The following is a 23,665-nucleotide window of genomic DNA, read 5'->3' on the forward strand; positions in this document are numbered from 1 at the left end:
CCGCGCCGGGGTCCTCCTCTGGCGCGGGGCACTTGTCGTGAGGGTCAGCCCTGGGCTGCGTACGTGACGAAGTCGTTCCACACAGTGGGGGAGAGGGCGAGTTCAGGGCTCCGCTCGTCCTTGGAGTCTCGGACGTGGACCGCCTGAGTGCCCTTTGCCACCTCGACGCAGGCGTCACCGTCGGAACCGCTGTAGCTGCTCTTGAACCAAGCCCGTTCGTCGATGCTGCTCATAGCGCTCCTCGAAGTTGCTTCAGCAGGCTTCTTGAATCCTCGGAGGTGAGAGCCTGTGAACGCAGTTTCGCATACCGTTGGAGCATGATGCTGACCTCCTTCGGGTCCGAGATGAGCATGCCGCCACGCTGGCCTTCCGCGTAGCTGAACCATTTGTTGTCCGGAGACTCCAGGAGCATCAACGGCCCGTCGAACCCGGCGTGATCCGGCTGGTACCGAGGCATGATTTGCAACTCGACGTTGAACTGCAACGCCCGCTTCAGCAGGCTGTCGAGCAACTCCCGCGTCACGTCAGGGCCACCCGTGCCGCGCTCGATCAGCGCCTGCTCGATGATGAAGCTGAACGCGATCGGCGGCCTGCGCTCGAACAACTGCTGGCGTTCCAACCGCGCCGCTACCTGCTTGGCCACTTGCTCCTCGTCCTTCACTGGCGGCACGCTCTCGGTCACCGCTCGCGCGTAGCGCTCGGTCTGGAGCAGTCCGGGAATCACCCGGCACTCGTAGGTCCACAGGGTGACCGCGTGCGCCTCCAGCCGCGCCCACTGCCGGAACCAGCTCGCAAGCCCAGCCTGCCGTGACAGGTGCGGCGCCGCCTTCCGCAGCGCGCCGGTGTTACCGAGCACCGGTTCCGCGCGTTCCACGAAGTCGCGGTCCGCCATCCGCCGGCCCTGCTCGACCGAGGCGACCGTGTGTTTCGAGTAGCCGATCCGCACGCCGAACTCCTCCCGGCTCAGGCCCGCGTGTTCGCGTAAGGCCTGGACGACCGCGCCGAAGGTGCGCAGACTGTCCGAGGCGCCCGGCTCCGCGCCGCCCGCCGCCCCCGTACCGCCGTCCGTGCTCTCGTAAGCCACCGCCGGACACCTCCCGTGCCGCCCGCGCCGTACCGCTTCGACTCCGCCCATCGTCACGAACGGTGACGCGTACTGTCCATCGAACGTGCGCGTACGCTGACTCGGCGTACGCGCGGCGGCCCTGGTGGTCCGGCCCGTCGCGGCGGCACCTTGGGCACATGACAGCACCGTCCACCCCCGCCGCACACGCCGTGCCCGTCACCGTACGTGTGTTCGCCCAGCGCTTCAGCTCCACCCCGCGCGGCGCCCGGCTCGCCCGGCGGCTCGCTCTGCACCAGCTCGACGCCTGGGGCGTTCCGCACGGCAGCCCGACGTCCGACAGCGCCGCCGTGCTCGTCGCCGAACTCGCGGCCAACGCCGTCACCCACGGCCGGGTCCCCGGACGGGACTTCGAACTGGCCGTCAGGCTCCTCGGCCGGACCCTGCGCATCGAGGTCTCCGACACCCGGGGCGAGCGCCGCCCGCCCGCCCCGGGCGTGCCCCGTCCCGCGCCCCTCGCCGAGGACGGTTGGGGTCTGCTCCTGGTCGAGGCGCTCGCCGACCGGTGGGCCGTGCTCGACCGCGTTCCCGTCGGCAAGACCGTGGTCGCCGAGCTGGACCTGACACACTGACTCCTCCGAGGGCCGGAGATCCCCGCCGGGTGCCGGGCGGTCGCGCTGACAGCCCCGGGCACCGTCTATAGGCTGAGTCGGGCACTGCGTCGGGCAGTGACAGGCGATGGAGGATGACGGGCGGTATGGCGGAAGCCGAAGGCGGCGGGCGGGGGCGGCCGAGAGTTCCCCGGGGCTATGCCGTGGCGGAGGACATCGAGCAGCCGGACTCGCTCCTCCTGCCGCTGGGGTCGCCGCTCGACATCGGCTCCGACGGCCGGCCGACCGGTGTCGAGCTGGAGCTCCCCGCCGACGAGGAGGGCGAGGAGCGCGGCGAATACCGGGACGCGGACGGTATCTCCGCTCCGTTCCGTCCCGAGAGCATCAGCATCCGCACCGAGACCACGACCGTCGACCTGCTGCTGTCCCGGCTGCGGGAGGGCATGCTCGACCTCGCGCCGGACTTCCAGCGTCGTTCCGGCATCTGGAGCGACCGCGCGCAGAGCCGGCTGATCGAGTCGCTGCTGCTGCGCATCCCGATCTCCAACTTCCACATGGCGCAGGGCGACGAGGACAGATGGGCCGTAGTGGACGGTGTCCAGAGGCTCACCGCGATCGCCCGGTTCATGGAGCCGAGGCTCACCGGCCTGGAGCCGTTGGCCCTCCGAGGCATGGACTACCTCTGGCAGTACGACGGCAGCACCTACCAGGACCTCACCGGACGGCTGAAGATCCGTCTGCGTGAGACCCAGCTCACCGTCCACATCATGCAGCAGGGCACTCCGGAGAAGGTCAAGTACAACGTCTTCTCCCGGATCAACACCGGTGGAATGCCACTGAGCCCACAGGAACTGCGGCATGCGCTCGTGAGCGGGCCCGTACGGACCTTCCTGGCCGACCTCGCCGAGGGCCAGGCGTTCGGTGAGGCCACGCGGTGGAGCGTGTCCGACGCCCGGATGGACGACCGCGAGATGGTGCTGCGCTTCCTCGCTTTCCGCATGACCAATCCGGCCGCCCACTCCGAGAAGGACTTCGACAAGTTCCTCATCGACTCGATGTACCGGATCAACACGCTCACCGAGGAGCGGCGGGAGCAACTGGTGCGGGAATTCCGGGTGGCCATGAGATGCGCGCTGGACCTGTTCGGCGAGCACGCGTTCCGTAAGTGGCGTGGAGGCAAGCGCAGTTCTCCCGCCATCAACAAGGCCCTGTTCGAGACGATCGCCGTCCATCTCGCGCTTCTCGACGATCAAGAGCGGGACAGACTGGTAGCGTCGCGGACACGCGTGCACACCAGGTTCTTCGAGCTCATGGACGACTGGGACTTCGACCGGTCGATCTCCGTGGGTACCGGAAACCCGGCGAAGATCCGCAAGCGTTTCCAGGAAGTGGCACGACTGTTCCGAGGGGTGGCCGAACAGTGATCGACCGATTGACGCTGCACAACTACAAGGCGTTCCAGCACGCCGAGATCTCCCTTGGCCCGCTCACCCTCCTCACCGGGCTCAACTCGTCCGGCAAGAGCAGTGTGCTCCAGTCTCTTGCGCTCCTGCGCCAGTCCCACGAGTCCGGTGACCTGGCGGTCGCCCCGCTGCTGCCCGAAGCGCGCCGGGCCGGACTCCGCACGAGCGTCGCCAACCAGGGCTTCCTGCTCAACGGCGAACTCGTCGGCCTCGGCACCGGAGAGGACGTCCTGCACGAGGACTTCACGGAGGACGAACCACGGATCAGCCTCGCCGTCGACGAGGGGCCCTACCACTACGGCTGGACCGCCGCGTACGAGGCCGAGCAGAACCTCCTTCCTCTGCTCGATGTCGACCTCCCCGACACGTCGGAGGGCGACCGCGAGCGGCCGACCGGGCCGGAGGCCGTCACCCCGGCCTTCTTCACCGCCCCCTTCCAGTACCTGCACGCCGACCGGATCTCACCCGCCGAGTTCTACCCGCGTGACCACCAGGTGGCCATCGGCCGCGGCTTCCTCGGCGTACACGGTGAGCACACCGTGAACTTCCTGCGGCATCATGCTGACGACACGGTTCCTGAGGGACCGCTGCGTCATCCGAAGGCGGTCTCGGACCTTCTGCTCGACCAGACCGCCGCCTGGATGGGTGAGCTGTGTCCGGGGGTGGACATCAAGGCCGACGCCATCAAGGGCACGGACGTCGTCAGCCTCTCCTATGGCTTCCAGGGCACGCTGGGCGCCACCCGGCGCCGCCGCCCCAGCAACGTCGGCTTCGGGCTCACCTACGTCCTGCCCATCGTCGTGGCCTGCCTGAGCGCCCGCCCCGGCGCCCTGGTCCTCCTGGAGAACCCGGAGGCGCACCTGCACCCGCAGGGCCAGACCCAGATGGCCACGCTCGCCGCCTCGGCCGCCGCGCAGGGCGCCCAAGTGATCATGGAGACGCACAGCGACCACGTGATCAACGGGGTGCGGCTCGCCGTCAAGCAGGGGCGGATCACTCCCGGGCAGGCGGTCTTCCACTACTTCCGAGGCGACGGCACCGGCGTGAACTTCGTCAGCCCGCGAGTCGACTCGGACGGCATGCTCGACCAGTGGCCCCCGGGCTTCTTCGACGAGCTGGAGAACACGCTCGACCAGCTCATCGGCTGACCCCCGCCGGGGAGGGCGGGGCAAGGCGCACAGATATCGTCGCGGAGGGGGAGACGTGCCGCAGCTGTTCCTGAACGAGAAGTCCTGTGAGACGACGGCCGACCCGGAACGGGTCAACCACGCCATGACGGAGCTGGTGAGAGCCGTCGTTGCGGTGGCGAGGGTGGACCGGCCCGGCACGGTACTGGTCGCCCGTGAGCCCGTGAACGCCCTGTGGCTGGCGAAGGACCACCCCATCGCCAGGTGGATCGGAAGCCCCGGGGCCAAGGAGCTGTGGCAACGGTTGCTGCTCATGCAGACCAAGTACCCACATGAGGACGCCTTCCCCGACGGGGAGACCTTCTCCGACGTCGCCTACACCCACGAGGGCGCGCCGGCGACCGGTCTCGGTGCCGCGCACCTGATGGGCGGTGCCGGTGTGTCCCTGCTGCTGGAACCCTGTTGGGACACGGACCGGATCACCCTCGAACGCGAGGAACTGCTCGACGACGAGGACAGCGGATCCGCGATCACCGACGTCGAGGTGCCGCACGCCGCCACCCGTGAGCACGTCAATACACACCTGCCCTGGATCCGCGAGGAGACGCAGGCTGCCCTCCGCGACGAGCTGAGCGGCATCCGTACTGGAGCCGAGCTGTGGGAACGGTGCCCGGACCTGTTCCCGCACCTGCGCTTCCTGCCGCATGTCGAAGCGCAGGTGCGCGAACTGAAGCAGTACTGGGTGCATCCGGTCCGCAAACGGCTCGCGGAGATGGATCGCGCGGTCCAACTCTGGGACGCCGACACCGAGCTCGACGGGCCGCAGTGGGGTTCCGTCGTGACTCCGGAGCACTCGACGCGCAAGCGCGACTACTGCAAGTTCGCCGACCTCGACGGTACGGAGCAGTACTTCGACACCCACTTGCGCTTCACGCCCGGCGCGGGGCGGCTCCACTTTCGGTTCCTGAAGGACACTCGCAGGGTCCACATCGCCCACATCGGACACAAGCTCGGCGAGTGAGGTGCCCGGAGCCCGCACGGCCGGCCCGGCTAACGTAGGCCAGTGACCGGCCGCTCGCCGGCCCCAGCAGCACCATCCGCACCAAGGAGGACCCGCGCGTGCGTCCCACCCTCGCCGCCGACCAGGTACGGGCCAGTCTGAGCCAGTACCTCGCGACGACGTACGCGCTGGCCGACGAGTCCACCCGCCGCGCCCTGGAGGGCTTCCTCGGCGACGCCGAGGACGGCATCTTCCGCGGCCCCTACCTCCGCGTCCGTACGCCGTTTCGGACCGCCGTGGGGGAGGACTGGAAGCGCCACCTGACCTGGCACCCCGACCTCACCCCGTACCGGCACCAGGAACGCGCCTGGGAGCGGCTGTCCACCCTGCACGGCCCGGCGCGGCCCACCTTGGTCACCACCGGAACCGGATCGGGCAAGACCGAGTCGTTCCTGGTCCCGGTCCTCGACCACTGCCTCCGCGCGCGTGAGGCCGGCCGGGAGGGCGTCAAGGCGATCCTGCTCTACCCCATGAACGCCCTCGCCACCGACCAGGCCCACCGGATCGGCAAGCGCCTCGACGACCCCAAGGACACCCGGCTGCGCGACGCGGGTGTGCGGGCCGCCCTCTACATCGGCGACAAGCCGTCCCAGGAGTTCAAGCAGGCCAACCCCGCGATCACCGTCGACCGGGACGAGATCCGCCGCACCCGGCCGGACATCCTGATCACCAACTACAAGATGCTCGACCTGCTCCTCCAGCGGCCCGAGGACCAGCGGCTGTGGCAGGACTCCCCGCTCGCGTACGTCGTGCTCGACGAGTTCCACACCTACGACGGCGCTCAGGGCACGGACGTCGCCATGCTGCTGCGCCGGCTCGGATCGGTCACCGGGCTCGCCGAACCCGGGCGTCCCCTGGGACCGGTCTGCCCGGTCGCCACCTCGGCCACCCTCGGTGAGAGCGGCCCCGACGACAGCGGCTCGGCAGCCGCCAGGCGGGGCGAGGCCGGGCGGCCCGGCATGCTGGAGGTCGCCGAGCAGGTCTTCGGCGTGCCGTTCCCGCCCGACGCGGTCATCGGCGAGGACCGGCGATCCGCCAGGGACTTCACCGGGGAGAGCGACTTCTCCCTGCCGTTCCCCTCGCCCCAGGAGGTCGACGCCCTCGGGGACCCCACCCGCGACTCCAGTGTTATGGACGACCTCGTCGCCGCCTTCACCGGTCTGAGCGGATCCACCCCGGAGGAGCTCGGTGCCGTGCTGCGCCGCCACCGGCTCACCGCCGCCGTCCTGGAGATCCTCGACGGCACCCCGAAGACCCTTGCCGAGATCACCGAGGTGCTGCCCCGCTACGCCTACCACTGGGGCATGGCCGTTCAGCAGCGGCCGGGCCTCGCCGCCCGGGCCCTCGCCCGCTACCTCGCCCTCCTGTCGTACGCCCGCGACCCCGAGCACCCCGGACGGCCCCTGCTGTCCGTCGAGATCCACCACTGGGTGCGTTCGGTCTCCCGTGTGCTGCGCGGCATCAGCGCCGCACGCGCCGAGTTCCGCTGGGACGACGAGCGGGTGACCTCCGGCGGCGCGCTGGCCCGTGCGGGCCGGACCCCTGACGCCCGGCCGTCACCGTACGACGGCGAGGGACCCGCCGAACCGCGCGCCGTTGCCGAGCTCGGCGCCGTCCCGGCCGACGACAGCGCACCGCCGCCCGCCCAGGTCTTCCTGCCGGCCGTGTTCTGCCGCGAATGCGGACGCTCCGGCTGGGCCGCGTACTCCCCGGAGGTCGACCCCACCCACCTCGACCTGAACGCCACGAAGATCCGCCGGGCCTCCGTCGGCCGCGACAAGCGCCGGGTGCGCAACATGATCGCCGCGACGCCCCGGGAGGTGCACGAGGCCGCCTTCGCCGCAGGACCGGACCGCCGCCGCGGCGGACCCGCCGTCATGGTCCTGGAGGGCGCCGACGGGCGGCTGCGTCCGCTGTCGCCCGAGACCGACTTCCTTCCGCCCGCCGACGGCGAGGGAGCGCGCCGGCCGGTGCCCCTGCACAACGCCGCCTTCGTCCACGCCGACCTCGACGGCGACCGGGCGGCCGAACGCGACCAGTGCCCGGCCTGCCGCACCTTCAACTCCATCCGCTACCTCGGCACCGGGCTCGCCGCGCTCGCCGCCGCCGCCGTCACCCAGCTCTTCACCGGCGGCGAACTGGACGAGAACCTGGGAGAGGACAAGACCCTCCTCTTCAACGACTCCGTCCAGGACGCCGCCCACCGCGCCGGATACGTCGCCAGCCGCTCCTACACCTTCTCCCTGCGCGCCCTGCTCGCCAGCCGCATCTCCGAGGACGAACCGGTCGCCCTGAACGACCTCGCCGCCGACCTCATCGCGGACGTCGTCGACAGCAAGGCCGTGCAGGCCGCCGTCATCCCGCCCGACCTGCACCTCGTCAGGGGCGTGGACACGTTGCTGTCCGGCCGCAGTCGTGGTTCCCGGGCCACCTGGGAACTGATCGCGCAGCGCCTGGCGTTCGCCACCGTCATGGAGTTCGGCCTGCGTTCCCGGCAGGGCCGCACCCTGGAACTCACCCGCACCGTCGCCGCCGACGTGCCCCTCGTGGACCCCGACGCCGTGGCGGACCTCGTCCACGAGCTCCTCCTGACCACCCCCGGCGAGATCGCGCTGCCCGACGGCTCGGCGCCCGGCCCCGACCGGTACACCGGATTCGTCCGGGGCCTGCTCGAACGGATGCGGATCCGGGGCGCCGTCCGGCACGCCTGGCTGGACCCCTGGCTGGCTCAGGCCGGGGTGCGCCGGTGGGCCATCTGGGGCGGGCGGGAGACCGGGATGCCGGCCTTCCCCCGCGGGGTCTCCGCCCCCGCCTTCCTGCTCGGCACCCCCAAGCAGGGCAGCGAGGACTTCGACGTCCTCACCGGCCGGCTCGGCTGGTACCAGGACTGGGCCGTGCGCGCCCTCGGACTGCGTCCCGAGGCGGCCGGAGTCTTCCTGACCCGGCTGCTGCCCGCGCTCGCCGAGACGGACGTCGTCTCCGCGCGTACCGCCCTCGACGGTGCCACCCGTGTCTACGGCCTCCAGCCCGGCCACATCCAGGTCCGCGTCCTCGCCGACGACACCCTGCCCGACGCCACCGCGCACTGCCCCCGGTGTTTCTGGGAACAGACCATTCACCCCGACCTCGCCGACCAGTGGCACGGGCAGCCCTGCCCGCGCTACCGCTGCGGCGGCACCCTCGGCACCGGCCGCGACCTCGACAGCGGACTGCGACAGCGGGACTTCACGGACGACTTCTACCGCCGCATGTACCGCGAGGCCGGCGTCTTCACCATCAACACCGCCGAACACACCGGCACCCTCAGCCGCGCCAAGCGGGAGGCGGTGGAGAAGGCGTTCCGCGAGGGCACCCGCGTCCACTACGCCAACCCGCAGGTGCTGTCCTGCACCCCCACCCTCGAACTCGGCATCGACATCGGCGACCTGTCCGCCGTCGTCCTCGCCTCGCTGCCGAAGGGACCGGCCAACTACATCCAGCGCGTGGGCCGCGCGGGGCGCTCCACCGGCAACGCCTACCTGCTCACCATGGTCGACCGCGGCCCGCGCGACCGCTACTACCTCGAAGAGCCCCGGCTCATGATCGCCGGAGAGGTCCTGCCGCCCGGCTGCTACCTGTCCGCCGCCGAGATTCTGCGCCGCCAGTACCTGGCCCACCTGCTCGACCTCGCGGGCGCCGGGAGACTTCAGGCGCCCGACGGGACGCCCCTGCGGCCCCTGCCCGGACGCGCCACCGAACTCTTCGGTGCCTCGGCGTGGCAGGCCGAGTTCGCCGAAGCGGCGCTGGCCGCCGGCGAACGGCTCGTACACGGCTTCCTGGACCTGTTCCCGGACTACGACGAGCGCCGCGGCACCGGGGTCAGCCCCCAGGCCCGCGCCGCCCTCGTCACCTATGCGACCGACCCCGGCGAGGACGGGCTTGGCGCCGCCCTCGACTCGGCGCGCCGACGCTGGGAGGACCGGCGCGCCGAGCTCCAGCGCAGGACCGAGGCCATCGACCGGGCCCACGGACTGCTCGTCGTCGGCGACCCCGACCACGAGCGGCAGGGACGTGAACTGCGCGCCGAGCGCCGGGACGTGGCCCGCGTCTCCCGGGAGATCAGCCGTACCACCGCCCACGGAGCCCTGGTCGACCTCGGCCTGCTGCCGAACTACAGCCTGATCGACTCGACGACCGAGCTGGAGGCCACGCTCACCTGGACGGAGAAGGCCGCCGACGAGTCCCGCACGAACCACAGCAAGACCCTGCGCCACAGTCGTCCCGCCCGCCTCGCCCTCTCCGAGTTCGCCCCCGGCAACCACTACTACGTCCAGGGATACAAGCATCGCGTCACCGGCCTCGACATCGGCAGCCCCGGACGCCCGGCCTGGCTCTGGTGGCGGGTCTGTCCCGACTGCGGCCACGTCCGCACCCACCGCGCCGAACAGGACGCCTCCCCCTGCCTCCGTTGCCGGTCCGCGGCCATCGGCGACATCGGCTGCCTGCACAAGGTCCTCGTACCGCGCCGCGTCACCTCCCGCGACGAACGCGACGACGTCCGCGTCCGCGACGACAGCGATGAGCGCGAGAGACGGCACTACACCGTCGTCCCGGCCGTGGACATCGACGCACACGACATCGAGCAGGCGTGGAAGCACGAACACGCCACCTTCGGATGGGAGTTCACCCGGCAGGCGTGGATCCGGCACATCAACGTCGGAGCCACCCGGGTGGACGGCGGCACCGACTCGGCCTTCGCCGGGCAGGAGGTCCGGCTCAACCCGTTCTGGGTCTGCGACGCGTGTGGCTTCGCCGACCCGGACGGCGGCCCCGCCGCCCACGACGCCACCGACACGGCGGCCCACGCCAGGTACCACCGGCCCTGGTGCCCACGACGGCGCGGCGGAGCCGAAGCCGCACGGCGAGGAGAGCGGGTGCTGCTCGCCCACGAGCTGCGCACCGACGCCCTGCGCGTCCTCATCCCCGCCGTCACCGCGCACACCAAGGAACGGCTCGCCTCCTTCAAGGCGCTGCTGCTGGCCGGAATCGCCCGCAGCTACGGCGGCGACCCCGACCACCTCGCGGTCGTCACCGACTCCATGCCCGAGGAAGGCGGCGAGAGCCCGCTGCGCCGTCACTTCCTCGTCCTGTACGACACGCTGCCCGGTGGCACCGGATACCTGCACCGCCTGGCCGGCCGCGACGGCCTGAGGGGCGTCCTCGACGACGCACGGCAGGTGATCGAGACCTGCGTGTGCGTGGGCCAGGGACGCCCCGCCTGCCACCGGTGCCTGCTCCGGCACGTCACCGACGGCGAGTACGAGCTCGTCAGCCGCGAGCACGCCCTCGACATGCTCGGCGAGCTCTTCGGCCGCACGTCGGACCGCTGGAGCGTCGAACCGGTGGCCACGACCCGGGACATCACCCTCGTGCACCAGGTGGAGAGCGAACTGGAAGCCCTCTTCCGGCGCGGACTGCTGGAATGGGCCGACCGGACGGACGACGTCAGCGTCCGTACCGCGCTCACCGCCGACGGCACCAGGGACACCAACCTGCGCTTCACCGCCCCCGACGGGACCGTCCGCGGCTGGCAGATGGAGACCCAGACCCCGCTCGGTTTCACCCGGCCGGACGTGGTCTTCCGCAGTACCGACGACGACCGGCGGGTAGCGGTCTACCTGGACGGCTACCGCTACCACGCGAGCCCCGACCACCTCACCGCCGAGGCCGACGCGGCGAAGCGCACCAGGCTCCGCGCCGAGGGCTGGCAGGTCTTCCAGCTCACCTGGGACGACGTACAGGCCTGGACGGGACGCTCCGGGCCCCAGACCGACCCCGTCTGGAAGCCCTATCCGAACACCGCCCAGAAGACCGCCATGGACGTCCACCGGCGCATGCACGCGGGGGACACCCGCGACCTCACCCGACTGGTGTGGGCCAATCCGGTCGAGACGCTGATCGGATACCTCACCGACCCGCACCCGGACGCCTGGCGCCGCCGTGCCCAGAGCGCCCTCGCGGGCTTCGCCGCGGTCTCGGCGACCAGCAGGGCCCTGGCCGACGGCACGGAGATCGGACGCCGGATCAGCGAGGCGCTGGACGGGCGACGGCTGGCCGGAGGGCAGGGCGCCGTCCAGGTCATGGCGACCCGGGACGCCTCCGGCTGCCCGCTCACCATCGCGCTCGACCTGCGCAGGGGACAGAGCGGGGCGGCCTGGACCGCTCTGACCGTCCTGGACGACGTTCCTGACACGGTCGCGGCCGACGAGGCCGCCCACCGCAGGCGCTGGCAGGCGTGGCTCTACTGGAGCAACCTGCTCCAGTTCCTCGACGCGGGGGAAGGGGACGGAGTCCAGCTCACCACCGGCATGCTGCCCGGATTCGACCCGGCCGAACTGGCGGTCACCGGCGGAGCCGGATGGCTCACCTCCCAGCGACGCGGGCACGAGCAGACACCGCAGGCCCCCCGGCCGTCGGCGGACCGGCAGGAGCCGGGGTCCGTCACCTCCATCGCGCCCGTCCGTGATCCCGGCTGGGACGAGGTCATCGAGTTCCTCGTCGACGATCCGGGGCTGGACGCGCTCGCCGACGCGCTCGCCGACCGGGGCGTTCCCGCTCCCGAGGCCGGTTACGAGCTGGGGGAGGCCGCCTGGCCCGCCGAACTCGCCTGGCCCGACCGGCGTGTGGGCGTCGTCCTCGCCCACCGCCCGGACCCCGGGAGCGACCGGGACATCGACGCCGAACAACGGGACGCGGCCTACCGCGACGCGGGCTGGCAGGTCCGTACCGCGACGGAATGGAACGCCGACACACTCGCGGCGCTGGTGCGCGGCGGCACGGACGGAACCACGGACGACCACGGGGAGAACGAGCGATGACGGTCACCAGCACGCCGCGGACGGGCGTGACGCTGCGCCTGCTCGACAAGGCGGACAAGGAGATCGTCAAGCTGGACCGCGCGGTCCTCGGGGCGTTCTACAAGTTCCAGCACGACTTCCGCCGCAACCCCGACGCCGGCGGCCTCGACCTCAAACAGCTGGAAGGCCACGACCGCCTCTGGTCGGCACGCGTCAACCGGGAGTGGCGGGCGCTGATGATCCGCCTCGGCGGTCACGACTGGCTGCTCGTCTCGGTCAAGCACCGCAGCCACGTCCACAAGAACCTGGACCGGTTCAACTACGGCATCAACCACATCACCGGCGCCATCGAGTACGTCGACCTCCAGGTCGTCGAGGAGAGCGTGCTGCGCCGCGGCCTCACACCGCCCACCGCTCCCGCCGCTCCCGTGTCGGCGCCTTCCTCCGCCCCCGAACCGGTCGGGCCGCAGCCGACGGAAGAACCGCTCTTCGGCGCCTACACCGACCAGCAGCTTGCCGACCTCGGTGTCACCGAGCCCCTCATCCCGATCGTCCGGAAGCTCACCACGGACGACGAACTGCTCGGCCTCGCCGAATACGCACCCCGCCACACCGGGGAGGTCCTCCTCCGGCTGCGCGACGGCATTCCGTACGACGACGTCATGGAACAGGTGACCGCGCCCGTCGCGGTGACCGAGCCGGAGCGGAGCGTCGGCTCCGACGACTGGCAGGCAGCTGTCGACCGCTCCCAGACCGTGGTGATCACCGACGACGAGGCCCTGCAGAGCATTCTGGAGGAGGGGGACTTCGGTCGCTGGAAGATCTTCCTCCACCCCACGCAGGAGAAGCTGGTCCACCGGCGCTACTCCGGCCCCGCCCGGGTCGGCGGCGGGCCGGGAACGGGCAAGACCATCGTCGCCCTCCACCGCGTCTGCCATCTGGTCGGCCAGCTTCCTCCCGGTCACACCAAGCCCGTGCTGCTCACCACGTTCAACCGGAACCTCGCCGCCGACCTGCGGGCCCGGCTGCTCTCCCTGGGCGGGCCCGAGGTGCTGGCACGGGTCGACATCGCCCACGTCGACCAGCTCGCCACCCGCATCGTCAGCGAAGCCGACCCCGGCAACGCGAAGCGTCGGATCGACGACACCTCAGCCCTCCGCGAGTGGCGGGAACTGCTGGTGGAGACCGGGGAGACCCGCTGGAACGCCGAGTTCCTCAGCGACGAGTGGAACCAGGTCATCCTCGGCCAGGCCGTGACCTCCCGGAGCGACTACTTCACCGCCCGCCGAGCGGGGCGGGGCCGCAGCGTCACCCGCGCCGAACGCGCCGGCATCTGGCAGCTGGCCGAACGCTTCACCCAGCGCCTGGAGACCAAGGGCCTGGAGACCCACCGTCAGGTCGCCGAGCGGGCCGCACGGCTGGAGATGGCCCGCAAGGCCCGCATCGACCGCCGCGCGGAGGAACGCGAGGAGCGGGGCGGCCTGCACAACCTCCACGTCGAGGCCGGCTCCGGCGCCTGGCTGCGCTACCGGTACCGGCACATCGTGGTCGACGAGGCGCAGGACCTCAGCGCCGCCCACTGGAAGATGCTGCGCGCCATGGTGCCGTCCGAGCCCGACGACATCTTCCTCGTCGGCGACACCCACCAGCGGATCTACGACAACCAGGTCACCCTCGGCAGCCTTGGCGTCCACATCCGCGGCAGGTCCTCCCGACTGACCCTCAGCTACCGCACGACCCGGGAGATCCTCCGCGACGCCGTACGGGTCCTGGGCGGCGCCGAATACGACGACCTCGACGGCGACACCGACACGCTCGCGGGCTACCGTTCGATCCTCCACGGCACCGAACCGTCGTTGCGCGGGGCACGGAGCTGGGACGAGGAGATGGACCTCCTCGTGGAGCAGCTTCGAGCCTGGCACGACGTGCCCAGGGAGGCCACGGCGATCTGCGTCCCGACCAACGACATGGTCACCCAGGTCGGCGACCGCCTCGCACGAAGCGGCATCGCATCCTCGGAGATCACCCAGGACGGACCGCGCGGCGACCAGGGAGTCCACATCGGCACGATGTACCGCTTCAAGGGACTGGAGTACCGCTGCCTGATCATCGCCGGAGCGGCCGAGGGGCTCGTTCCCCGGGCCTCCGTCGACGCGTGGCAGCACACGGACCCGAGCCGCCACCGGCGCGAACTGCACCGGGCACAGTCGCTGCTCTTCGTCGCGGCGACCCGTGCCCGCGACGCGCTCGCCATCACCTGGCACGGCGAACCGAGCCGCTTCCTCGCACCGCTCATCCCAGCGAGCTGAGAGAGGCCGCGCTCCCCGCGCCACATGGCGGGGCAGGCGGACGCCACGGGGGCGACGCGGCAGGCACGGTTTGCGGCATGGAGCTGCCTGATCTCCGACGGCATTCCTGGTTTCCGCACGGAACCGGGCCGCGCGGGCTTTGCGGAGTTCTCCGGGTGCGTGCCCTACTGCCACCCGCCTGACGAGGAGCGGACAGGCGGCCCCACAGTTCCCGTGGGGCCGCCCGGGCGACGTAGGCAAGGGCGATCAGACCGCCGGGTCGTGATCCACGAGCTTCAGGAGCTTGAGCAACCCACGTGTCGCGGCCAGCGCCGCGACATCCTCGGCGGGTGCGTCCACTGCCCAGTGGGCGAGGTCGTTGCGATAGTCCCGCACGGTGGTCAACCGCCGGCTGATGTCCTGCTGCTCGAAGGGCCACCGCAGCTTGCTCCAGCAATGGCCGTCTTCCACCAGGAAGACGTACTGGCCGAGGCTGAGGTGCTGTCCGCGCTCCATGGTCCTGCGGATCTCCTTCGGCAGTTCCTCGGTGGAGAAGTGCCTGATGAGGCGGCGCAGCCGCCTCTCCAGCTCCTCCAGGAGGATGAAGGGCTCTATGCGCTGCTTCAGCTGCCCCGCGAGGTCGGTCGAGGTCAGAATGCCGATCACCGTGTTCTCGCCGTCCACGATGATCGTGAAGCCGCTCCGCTGGATCCGGTCCATCCGATCGAAGAGGGCATGTTCCACGCGGGCGGTTTCGGGGTGCGGGTCCAGGGCGTTGGCCACCGTGGCCGTCCTGCCACCCAGCTGGGCCCGTGCGATTCCCTCCCAGGTGACGACTCCACGCAGCACGTCGTTGTGGTCCACCACGGGAAGCTGGGAGAAGTCGTGTTCGATCATCGGAGTGATCGCCTGGCTCAGCGCATCGCCCATCCGGACCGTGACGACCTCCCGGACGAAGGGAAGGTTGCCGATCCGCCAGGTCAGGTCACGGTCACGTGGGCCATCGGCTTTCGGAGGTGCCTGCTGGTCGTCTCCCCGGTCCTGATCGCGGATGCCTTCGCCGAGCCCTGTGGAACCCTCCGCGGACACGGTGACGAGGCCGTCCAACTGGACGTCGGTGAAGTGGGGGTCGACCCGGAGCCCGAGCCCCGCAAGGTGTTGGTCCACCAGATCGGTGACATCAGAGGTGCGCCGCTTCCACCCCCACAGGCCGATCAGGTCACGGGCGGTCAACTGCCGGGTACCGCTGTCCCGGACGTCGTTCACCAAGTCCTCCGGGCTGCCGGGCGGCTCGCCGTCACCCACGTAACCAGGATCTGTCCCCGTTTTGGCGAGGGCCTGCACGCGTGCCGCGGCGTCACGCCGACTCAGCTCGCTGACCGTGAGGAACGCCCCCATGCTGTCCCGCAGATCACCCCGAACGGCAGCTCGTTCAACGGCCGGCCGCACCCAGTCCGTCCTCCGCACGTGCCGGAAACCTGGCGGCGCCTCGGCCCGGTACTCGTACGGCCCGACCAGCAGGCCCAGGGCCACGACGGAGAGATGCTTGCGCGGCATGACGACGTAGTCACCGACCTCCATCGTGATGAAACGCCAGAGCTGACGCTTCCAGTTGTCGATGGTGCCGACCGCCTCGCCCGGGTACGCCCCGGCCAGTAGATCACCGATGTCGTCAGGGGAAGAGCAGCCGCTCAGGTCGCCGAGATCCTCCCAACCGACGATCACCAGGCCCTCGGAGAGCGCGATCTGCTCCCGCTCCCCCAACTGCCCGCCCCTTACCGTCCAGGCCCGTACCATGCCCGCCTCCCGTAACGTCCCGATGTGCACTCGAGTGTTCCTTGCCGAGCGGACTTGGTACAAGCGAGATCAGAAGCAGTCGTTCCTTCGCGAGCCCGTCCAAGAGCTTGGCGAGCGCCGGCGGGCGACGCTTCCGAGGAACGCGGCGTCGCGGGGCCGTCGACGCGGGGTGCGATTCGTGCACTCCATGGGGGATGTGGGCACCGTGCGCATGCCTGTCCTGAGTCCTTGCTGACAGGTCGCCGGAAATGGCTGTAGCCGCATCAGACCTCGATCACGGTCGCGCGTCCGCCGCACAGAGTGGTGAGGCCCTCGGGGTCGGAGGTGAGGATCGTGGTCGGCCCGGGCGCGGAAAGGGCGGTGGCGGCGAGCATGGCGTCGATGGCGTACGTGTGGCCGTGCAGGCCGATATCGGCGAGGAGGGCGGCGGCGTGGCGGGCGATCGGTTCGGTGATCGGCTCCACGACGAGTCGGGAGAGCGTCCACTCCAGGGCTGGGCGGTTGATGCGGGGGTGGATCACTTCGACGAGGCTGGCCGCAGAGGTGATCACGCGGAGGTCGTCGGCGCGTGCCAGGGCGAGCCAGGTGGTGACCGTGCGGTCGCGCAGGACAGCCTTCGCTAGCCCTTCGCTGTCGAGGACGAGGGTGCCGCCGGGGACCGCGGGGGAGCGGGTCACGCTGCGCTCGCCCCATGCTGGTTCTGCTCACGACGGGCCTGGGCGAGCTGGTCGCGCAGGGACTGGATCTCCTCGTCCATGACGGGGCCGTGTTCGGCCTCGGCGACGGTGATGAGTTCGTTGAGGTTGTCGCGTTCGATCTGGCGGGCGACGGCCGCGGCCACGTAGGCGGACAGGCCGGAGGGGCCGCTGCGGGCCTTGGCGGCTTCGGCGATGTCGCGCGGCATGGTGATCGAGTACTTGCCGGTGGGCTCGCTCATGCTACCCATCCTACCTTTCATCCTCTCAGGCTCAGGGTTTCTTTCCGGTCGGCATGGCTGCCGCAGGCGACGCGTTGACCTGGAGAGAGGCGGTGGACGCCATGCGGAGTTCAGCAGGCCAGGTACGAGGTGCGCCCCGACGATATGGGTCGAGGGCGGTGAAGCCCCGGTGGGGGCTGGCGGCCGACGACGGAGCGGATGTCAGGGCGCTGGCCGACGAGCTCGGGGCCTCGCTGGTCCGGGCCGTCAGGGAAGCCGCCGCTGACGACTTGGGCCGGGTGGCGAAGGGGCGTGGTGCGGCCCACATCAGCTGGTACGCCTTCGCGCTCGAATACCTGGAGGTGCGCTGCGGGCAGGTTTCCGCGAAGACCCGGAACGAGACCAACGACGCCCTCTGCTCCATGACCATGGCGATGCTCCGAAGGACGCGAGGGCGGCCGGATGACGAGCTGCTGCGGCGGGCGTTGCGGAACTGGGCGTTCGTGGCGCCCCGGCCCGACGCGCGCACCGCGCCCGCAGAGGTGCGGCTCGCTCTGGACTGGGGCGCCCGGGCTTCACGTCCCCTGGACGACTTGTTGGACCCGGTCGTGATGCGCGGTGTGCTGTAGGCGCTCCGGCTGAAGCAGGACGGCACGATCGCGGCTGCCGAAACGCAGCGGTGCAAGCGCACGACGCTCGTGAACTCGGTGCGGTACGCGATGGAGCTGGGCCGGCTCCGCGCCGATCCCCTGGCCGGCGTCAGTTGGCGCATCACCGAGACCGTCCAGCAGGTCGACCCCCGGGTGGTCGTCAAGCCCGCGCAGGCGCGGAACCTGCTCTGCGCGGTCTCCTACGTCGGTGGCTGTGAGCGGGCGCGGGGGCGGAGGCTGGTCGGCCTCTTCGCCGGGATGTACTGCGCCGGATTGCGGCCGGCCGCGGCCGTGGACGTCGCGTTGCAGGGGCGCGGCCTGCCTGAGGCAGGATGGCGGCGGCGTGGCCCTGCACACCACCCGCCCCTCCGTCGGCGAGACATGGACCGGCGGCGGGCGGAGCCACGACGAGGTCTGCGGAATGCGCAGGCAGCGGCGTCGAGGTCCTGCCGGCCCGCTACACAAGCGCCTCGAAGGTCGCCAGGACGTCACCACTTTGCGGATCGAGCATCCACCCCGCGTATATGGGTGAGTCGTCCCGGCGTGGGGTCCCAGGCGCGTCGCGCGCCCGGGGCCTTCCTCGCTGCGACCCTCAACTCCGGTGGTGTTCCCTCACTTGCGGGGGCAGTTTCGCTTGTCATGCCCGTGGTAGTCGCACACGCTGCACTTTCCGGCGTGGGGAGAGACGTCGCATGACCGCCTGTCGTGCCCTCCCTCGCCACACCAGGAGCAAGTGCGGGTCCCGCTCGCACTCATCGTCGTCCTCCGAGTTGTTCGCCGCCGGCCTTCGTTGCGAGGAAGTCTAACTTTGCGAACCTCGCCAGTTCGGTGTTTCGTCATACGAACGGCTTCTCGCGGCAGGCGAGTTCGCGTCTGAGCGGCTATCCCCTCGCCAGGCTCTTCAGCTCGACCTGAGACCCCCTGCCGACGTGGTTGCCCGCGCCACGTCGGCATCGCCTTCGTCGACGGCATCCATGGCCCCGCTCGCCGGAGTGCCGCATGCCGCGACTTGGCAGACGTCATCGCCGGGTTCTCATCTGCGGCGACGTCCCCGAGTCCTGCCCGCGGCTCGTCTGCGGCCCCCGACACGCGGCTGTTCCGAGCGACACACGCCCGCACATACGACAAGACCCCGCGCTCAGCGTTTCCGCTGATCACGGGGTCTGTGTGGCACTTCTGCGAAGTGCCCCCGGCAGGATTCGAACCTGCGCACACGGCTCCGGAGGCCGTTGCTCTATCCCCTGAGCTACGGGGGCGTTCGCTGCGTTCGGCGGCGACGGGTAGAACCCTACCAGCTCTTGAGGCGTGCCTGTGAACAGGTATTTCCGTGGCGTCACCGGGGGGTGGGTCCCCCGCACGGGTCAGAAGTGGGTAAAACCCGGACGCAGCCGCAAGGGGCGGCCTACTCTCGTTCGTGTGTCAGGCATGTCCGGTCGGGTGCTCGTTGTCGATGACAACAAGGTGATCCGTCAGTTGATCAGGGTCAATCTCGAACTCGAGGGGTTCGAGGTCGTGACCGCGGCCGATGGTGCCGAGTGTCTGGAAGTCGTGCATCAGGTCTGTCCTGATGTCGTCACCCTCGATGTCGTCATGCCGCGTCTGGACGGGATCAGAACGGCCGAGAGGCTGCGGGCCGACCCGCGGACCAGTCATCTGCCGGTGGCGATCATCAGCGCCTGTGGCGAGCACGAGGTCGGTGGGGTCGATTCCGGTGTCGACGCCTTCCTTGCCAAGCCCTTCGAGCCCTTGGACCTGGTGCGGCTGGTGCGGCAGTTGATGCACCGCGAGCGGCGGGAGCGTCCCGGAGCCGCCGGGCAGGACGGGGGAGAGGAGCCGGCCGCAGGGGATGCGCGCCCCGAGCGGGCTTCCCGGTGCGGCGAGTGGGACCACCGCCGTTCCGAGCGGGACCCCCGCCGCGTCGGAAGCGTGCACGGGGCGGTGTGAGGCCGGGGCTTCCGGACGTGGACGGCGGGTGCGCGCCCTGACCGGTGCCCGCATGGCGAAACCGGTTCGCGTTCCGCCCCCCCTCCTCCCCTAGGCTTGTCCTGTGACCCCCGCGGACCTCTCCCTCACCGTGCAGCACGCCGTGCGCAGTGCGGTCGACGACGGTGCGCTGCGGGTCGACGTCCCCCCGCGGGTCAAGGTCGAGCGGGCCAGGCCCGGCGGCACCGGTGAGTACGCCAGCAGCATCGCCCTCAGCCTCGCCCGGCCCGCCGGGCGCAGTGCCCTGGACGTCGCCGGGATCCTCAAGGAGCGGCTCCGCGGGAGCCCCGGGATCCTCGCCGTCGACATCACCGGCCCGGGTTTCCTGAACTTCACCCTCCGGCGCGAGGTCGGCGGTGATCTCGTACGGGTGATCCGCGCCGCCGGAACCGCCTACGGGCACGGCACCGCGCTCTCCGACGAGGTCCTCCGGTTCGCCGGGGCGGCGGAGCCGCGCGCCGAGGTCGTGACCGGTGTCGTCCTGCGGTTGCTGCGTGCGCAGGGGGCCGATGCCGCGTTCGGCGGCGAGGAGCGGATCCACGTGCGGCCCGGGGCGTACGAGCCGGACCTCCTCGGCGTCGATGCCGCCCGCTGGGGCCTGCTGCGGGCCGCGCCGGGGGACCGGCCCCTGGACGGGCCGCCCCTCCTCGTCCAGCACGAGCGCAATGCCCTCTTCCGGGTGCGGTACGCCCATGCGCGGGTGCGGCGACTGCTCGTCAACGGCGAACGGTTCCGGCTCGCCCCTTCGTACGAGACCGACGTCCACGCACCCGAGCTCTTCGGCGTCCTCGGCGACCACCCCGTCGTCCTCCTGGCCGCCGCCCGCCACCGCGCCCCCGATCGGGTCGCCCGGCACCTGGAGGCGGTCGCCGACGCGCTGCTCGCCTTCCAACACACCGTTCTGCCGTTCGGCGACGAGAAACCCTCGGCCGCCCACCGTTCCCGGCTCGCGCTCGCCGAAGCCGCCGGGACGGTGCTCGCCGGTGGCCTCTCCCTGCTCGGCATCAGCGCACCCGACCAGTTGTGAAAGAGTCGTCATGAGCCGTTCCGCCCACCCCGCCGGGCCCCGTCACGCCGATGTGCTGCCCGAGGGGCACTACTCCGCTCCGCCCGCCGACCTCAACGTCCTCGATCCCAAGGTGTGGGCTGGCAGCGTCACACGGAACGCGCGCGGTGTCGTCACCGTCGGCGGGATCGGCGTCGACGCCCTCGCCGAGGAGTTCGGCACCCCCGCGTACTTCCTCGACGAGACCGACTTCAGGGCCCGCTGCCGTGCTTGGGCCGCGGCCTTCGGCGAGGACGCCGACGTGTTCTACGCGGGGAAGGCCTTCCTCTCCCGGGCGATCGTGCGTTGGCTGCACGAGGAGGGGCTCAACCTCGACGTCTGTTCCGGCGGCGAGCTCGCCACCGCGCTCTCCGCCGGCATGCCGGCGGACCGCATCGCCTTCCACGGGAACAACAAGAGCGAGGAGGAGATCCGCACGGCCGTCGAGGTCGGCGTCGGGCGGATCGTCCTGGACTCCTTCCAGGAGATCGTCCGCGTCGCCCACGTCGCCCAGTCGCTCGGCAAGCGCCAGCGCGTGCAGATCCGCGTGACCGTCGGGGTCGAGGCCCACACCCACGAGTTCATCGCCACGGCCCACGAGGACCAGAAGTTCGGCATCGCGCTGGCCGGCGGGCAGGCGGCCGAGGCCGTGCGGCGGGCGCTGAAGCTCGACGGGCTGGAACTCATCGGCATCCACTCGCACATCGGCTCGCAGATCTTCGACATGGCGGGGTTCGAGGTGTCCGCGCGGCGCGTGGTCCAGCTGCTCGCCGAGGTCAGGGACGAGCACGGCGTCGAGCTGCCCGAGATCGACCTGGGCGGCGGCCTCGGCATCGCGTACACCTCCGAGGACGACCCGCGCGAGCCCCATGAGATCGCCAAGGCCCTGAGCGGGATCGTGACGCGGGAGTGCGAGGCGGCCGGTCTCGCGACGCCCCGGATCTCGGTCGAGCCCGGGCGGGCCATCGTCGGGCCCACCGCCTTCACCCTCTACCGGGTCGGCACCGTCAAGCCCCTCGAAGGGTTGCGGACGTACGTCAGCGTGGACGGCGGCATGTCGGACAACATCCGCACGGCCCTCTACGACGCGGAGTACAGCGTCAGCCTGGTCTCGCGGACCAGCGACGCCGAGCCCATGCTCTCCCGGGTCGTCGGCAAGCACTGCGAGAGCGGCGACATCGTCGTGCGGGACGCCTTCCTGCCCTCGGACCTGGCGCCCGGTGACCTGCTCGCCGTTCCGGCCACCGGCGCGTACTGCCGCTCGATGGCGAGCAACTACAACCACGCGCTGCGCCCGCCGGTCGTCGCCGTTCGCGACGGTGAGGCGCGCGTGATCGTCCGGCGCGAGACGGAGGAAGATCTCCTGCGTTTGGACGTCGGCTGATGAAATAGTCACGTGATGAAATCGACGTCTCAGGATCCGGACGGGGCGCTGAAACGCCCGTCCGGTGAGTGAGACTGGTTGCACCGTAGAGATCCGTAGGGATCCGTAGAGATACGACGACGAAGTAGTACGAGAAACGAGGTCGGATGATGCGTACGCGTCCGCTGAAGGTGGCGCTGCTGGGCTGTGGAGTGGTCGGCTCAGAGGTGGCGCGCATCATGACGACGCACGCCGACGACCTCGCGGCGCGCATCGGCGCGCCGGTCGAGCTCGCCGGCGTCGCCGTCCGCCGGCCCGACAAGGTCCGCGGGGGAGTCCCCGCGGAGCTGATCACCACCGATGCGACCGCCCTCGTCAAACGCGGGGACATCGACGTCGTCATCGAGGTCATCGGTGGGATCGAGCCGTCCCGCACCCTCATCACCACCGCCTTCGAGCACGGCGCCTCCGTCGTCTCGGCGAACAAGGCGCTGCTCGCCCAGGACGGCGCGACCCTCTACGCCGCCGCCGAGCAGCACGGCCAGGACCTCTACTACGAGGCCGCCGTCGCCGGCGCCATCCCGCTGATCCGACCGCTGCGCGAGTCCCTCGCCGGGGACAAGATCAACCGAGTGATGGGCATCGTCAACGGCACCACGAACTTCATCCTCGACAAGATGGACTCGACCGGTGCCGGTTACCAGGAGGCCCTGGACGAGGCCACCGCGCTCGGGTACGCGGAGGCCGACCCGACCGCCGACGTCGAGGGCTTCGACGCCGCGGCCAAGGCCGCCATCCTCGCCGGCATCGCCTTCCACACGCGCGTGCGCCTCGACGACGTCTACCGCGAGGGCATGACCGAGGTCACCGCCGCGGACTTCGCCTCCGCCAAGGAGATGGGCTGCACCATCAAGCTGCTCGCGATCTGCGAGCGGGCCGCCGACGGCGGGTCCGTCACCGCGCGCGTGCATCCCGCGATGATCCCCCTCAGCCACCCGCTGGCCTCCGTCCGCGAGGCGTACAACGCGGTCTTCGTCGAGGCCGACGCCGCCGGGCAGCTCATGTTCTACGGCCCCGGTGCCGGTGGCGCGCCGACCGCCTCGGCCGTGCTCGGCGACCTCGTCGCCGTGTGCCGCAACAAGCTCAACGAGGCCACCGGCCCCGGCGAGTCCGCGTACACCCAGCTACCCGTGAGCTCCATGGGCGAGGTCGTCACGCGGTACCACATCAGCCTCGACGTGGCCGACAAGCCGGGCGTCCTCGCCCAGGTCGCGACGGTCTTCGCCGAGCACGGCGTATCCATCGATACGGTGCGCCAGCAGGGCAAGGACGGCGAGGCATCGCTCGTCGTCGTCACCCACCGCGCGCCCGACGCCGCCCTCTCGGGGACCGTCGAGGCGCTGCGCAAGCTCGACACCGTCCGCGGTGTCGCCAGCATCATGCGTGTTGAAGGGGAGTAAGGA

Annotated in this window: 16 protein-coding genes and 1 tRNA gene; 11 read left to right on the plus strand and 6 right to left on the minus strand. The window is 70.9% G+C overall.

The features are described from left to right. Nucleotides 1-44: 44 nt before the first annotated feature. Nucleotides 45-233, minus strand: a complete 189-nt coding sequence (locus tag ACFW2Y_RS07895; protein ID WP_384875100.1) for a DUF397 domain-containing protein — start codon at nucleotides 231-233, stop codon at nucleotides 45-47. After that, the gene (locus ACFW2Y_RS07900) at nucleotides 230-1,084 is read right to left on the minus strand and encodes a helix-turn-helix domain-containing protein (protein ID WP_384875103.1); all 855 of its coding nucleotides are present in this window, start codon (nucleotides 1,082-1,084) and stop codon (nucleotides 230-232) included. Before ACFW2Y_RS07900 ends, ACFW2Y_RS07895 begins: the two co-directional genes overlap by 4 nt. A gap of 158 nt (nucleotides 1,085-1,242) precedes the next feature. Between ACFW2Y_RS07900 and ACFW2Y_RS07905 the strand changes: the two genes are divergently transcribed. From ACFW2Y_RS07905 to ACFW2Y_RS07930, 6 genes are all read left to right on the plus strand, one after another. Next, nucleotides 1,243-1,695 (plus strand): ATP-binding protein, encoded by a 453-nt coding sequence (locus ACFW2Y_RS07905; protein ID WP_384875105.1) that lies wholly within the window; start codon nucleotides 1,243-1,245, stop codon nucleotides 1,693-1,695. Between the two features lie 125 nt (nucleotides 1,696-1,820). Next, nucleotides 1,821-3,098, plus strand: a complete 1,278-nt coding sequence (locus ACFW2Y_RS07910) for a DUF262 domain-containing protein (protein WP_384875107.1) — start codon at nucleotides 1,821-1,823, stop codon at nucleotides 3,096-3,098. Then, complete coding sequence (locus tag ACFW2Y_RS07915) at nucleotides 3,095-4,285, plus strand: DUF3696 domain-containing protein (RefSeq protein WP_384875109.1); 1,191 nt, start codon at nucleotides 3,095-3,097, stop codon at nucleotides 4,283-4,285. Before ACFW2Y_RS07910 ends, ACFW2Y_RS07915 begins: the two co-directional genes overlap by 4 nt. A 55-nt stretch (nucleotides 4,286-4,340) precedes the next feature. Beyond that, entirely contained in the window at nucleotides 4,341-5,285 is a 945-nt protein-coding gene (locus ACFW2Y_RS07920) for a hypothetical protein (RefSeq protein ID WP_384875112.1), read from the plus strand. Nucleotides 5,286-5,383: 98 nt separating this feature from the next. After that, nucleotides 5,384-12,181: a DEAD/DEAH box helicase gene (locus ACFW2Y_RS07925; protein WP_384875114.1), complete on the plus strand. Its 6,798-nt coding sequence runs from the start codon at nucleotides 5,384-5,386 to the stop codon at nucleotides 12,179-12,181. Beyond that, nucleotides 12,178-14,469: a UvrD-helicase domain-containing protein gene (locus ACFW2Y_RS07930; protein ID WP_384875117.1), complete on the plus strand. Its 2,292-nt coding sequence runs from the start codon at nucleotides 12,178-12,180 to the stop codon at nucleotides 14,467-14,469. The genes ACFW2Y_RS07925 and ACFW2Y_RS07930 overlap by 4 nt, the downstream gene beginning before the upstream one ends. Nucleotides 14,470-14,715: 246 nt before the next feature. Here ACFW2Y_RS07930 and ACFW2Y_RS07935 read toward each other — a convergent pair whose 3' ends face one another. The 3 genes from ACFW2Y_RS07935 to ACFW2Y_RS07945 all read right to left on the minus strand — a co-directional run bounded on the left by ACFW2Y_RS07935 (nucleotide 14,716) and on the right by ACFW2Y_RS07945 (nucleotide 17,182). After that, nucleotides 14,716-16,275 carry a CBS domain-containing protein gene (locus ACFW2Y_RS07935; RefSeq protein WP_384875119.1) on the minus strand — a complete coding sequence of 520 codons (1,560 nt, stop codon included), beginning with the start codon at nucleotides 16,273-16,275 and terminating at the stop codon, nucleotides 14,716-14,718. A gap of 233 nt (nucleotides 16,276-16,508) precedes the next feature. Beyond that, complete coding sequence (locus ACFW2Y_RS07940; protein WP_384875122.1) at nucleotides 16,509-16,922, minus strand: type II toxin-antitoxin system VapC family toxin; 414 nt, start codon at nucleotides 16,920-16,922, stop codon at nucleotides 16,509-16,511. Continuing rightward, on the minus strand, nucleotides 16,919-17,182 hold the full coding sequence (locus ACFW2Y_RS07945) for a CopG family transcriptional regulator (protein ID WP_384875124.1): 264 nt from the start codon (nucleotides 17,180-17,182) through the stop codon (nucleotides 16,919-16,921). Before ACFW2Y_RS07945 ends, ACFW2Y_RS07940 begins: the two co-directional genes overlap by 4 nt. A 158-nt stretch (nucleotides 17,183-17,340) precedes the next feature. Here ACFW2Y_RS07945 and ACFW2Y_RS07950 point away from each other — a divergent pair, with 158 nt between their 5' ends. Beyond that, complete coding sequence (locus ACFW2Y_RS07950; protein ID WP_384875126.1) at nucleotides 17,341-17,790, plus strand: hypothetical protein; 450 nt, start codon at nucleotides 17,341-17,343, stop codon at nucleotides 17,788-17,790. 1,205 nt (nucleotides 17,791-18,995) lie between these two features. On the opposite strand, the gene ACFW2Y_RS07955 is transcribed toward ACFW2Y_RS07950, so the two are convergent. Beyond that, nucleotides 18,996-19,067: transfer RNA gene (locus ACFW2Y_RS07955), tRNA-Arg, on the minus strand. A gap of 169 nt (nucleotides 19,068-19,236) precedes the next feature. Here ACFW2Y_RS07955 and ACFW2Y_RS07960 point away from each other — a divergent pair. The 4 genes from ACFW2Y_RS07960 to ACFW2Y_RS07975 all read left to right on the plus strand — a co-directional run bounded on the left by ACFW2Y_RS07960 (nucleotide 19,237) and on the right by ACFW2Y_RS07975 (nucleotide 23,662). Then, nucleotides 19,237-19,755 (plus strand): response regulator, encoded by a 519-nt coding sequence (locus ACFW2Y_RS07960; protein ID WP_384875184.1) that lies wholly within the window; start codon nucleotides 19,237-19,239, stop codon nucleotides 19,753-19,755. A 103-nt stretch (nucleotides 19,756-19,858) separates the two neighbouring features. Further along, nucleotides 19,859-20,821: an ArgS-related anticodon-binding protein NrtL gene (nrtL, locus tag ACFW2Y_RS07965; RefSeq protein WP_384875128.1), complete on the plus strand. Its 963-nt coding sequence runs from the start codon at nucleotides 19,859-19,861 to the stop codon at nucleotides 20,819-20,821. A gap of 10 nt (nucleotides 20,822-20,831) precedes the next feature. Beyond that, nucleotides 20,832-22,223, plus strand: a complete 1,392-nt coding sequence (gene lysA / locus ACFW2Y_RS07970; protein ID WP_384875131.1) for a diaminopimelate decarboxylase — start codon at nucleotides 20,832-20,834, stop codon at nucleotides 22,221-22,223. Nucleotides 22,224-22,369: 146 nt separating this feature from the next. After that, nucleotides 22,370-23,662 (plus strand): homoserine dehydrogenase, encoded by a 1,293-nt coding sequence (locus tag ACFW2Y_RS07975; protein ID WP_384875133.1) that lies wholly within the window; start codon nucleotides 22,370-22,372, stop codon nucleotides 23,660-23,662. Nucleotides 23,663-23,665 lie beyond the last annotated feature (3 nt).

It is taken from the genome of Streptomyces sp. NPDC058877, from assembly GCF_042742855.1.
In the GTDB taxonomy this organism is placed as follows: domain Bacteria; phylum Actinomycetota; class Actinomycetes; order Streptomycetales; family Streptomycetaceae; genus Streptomyces.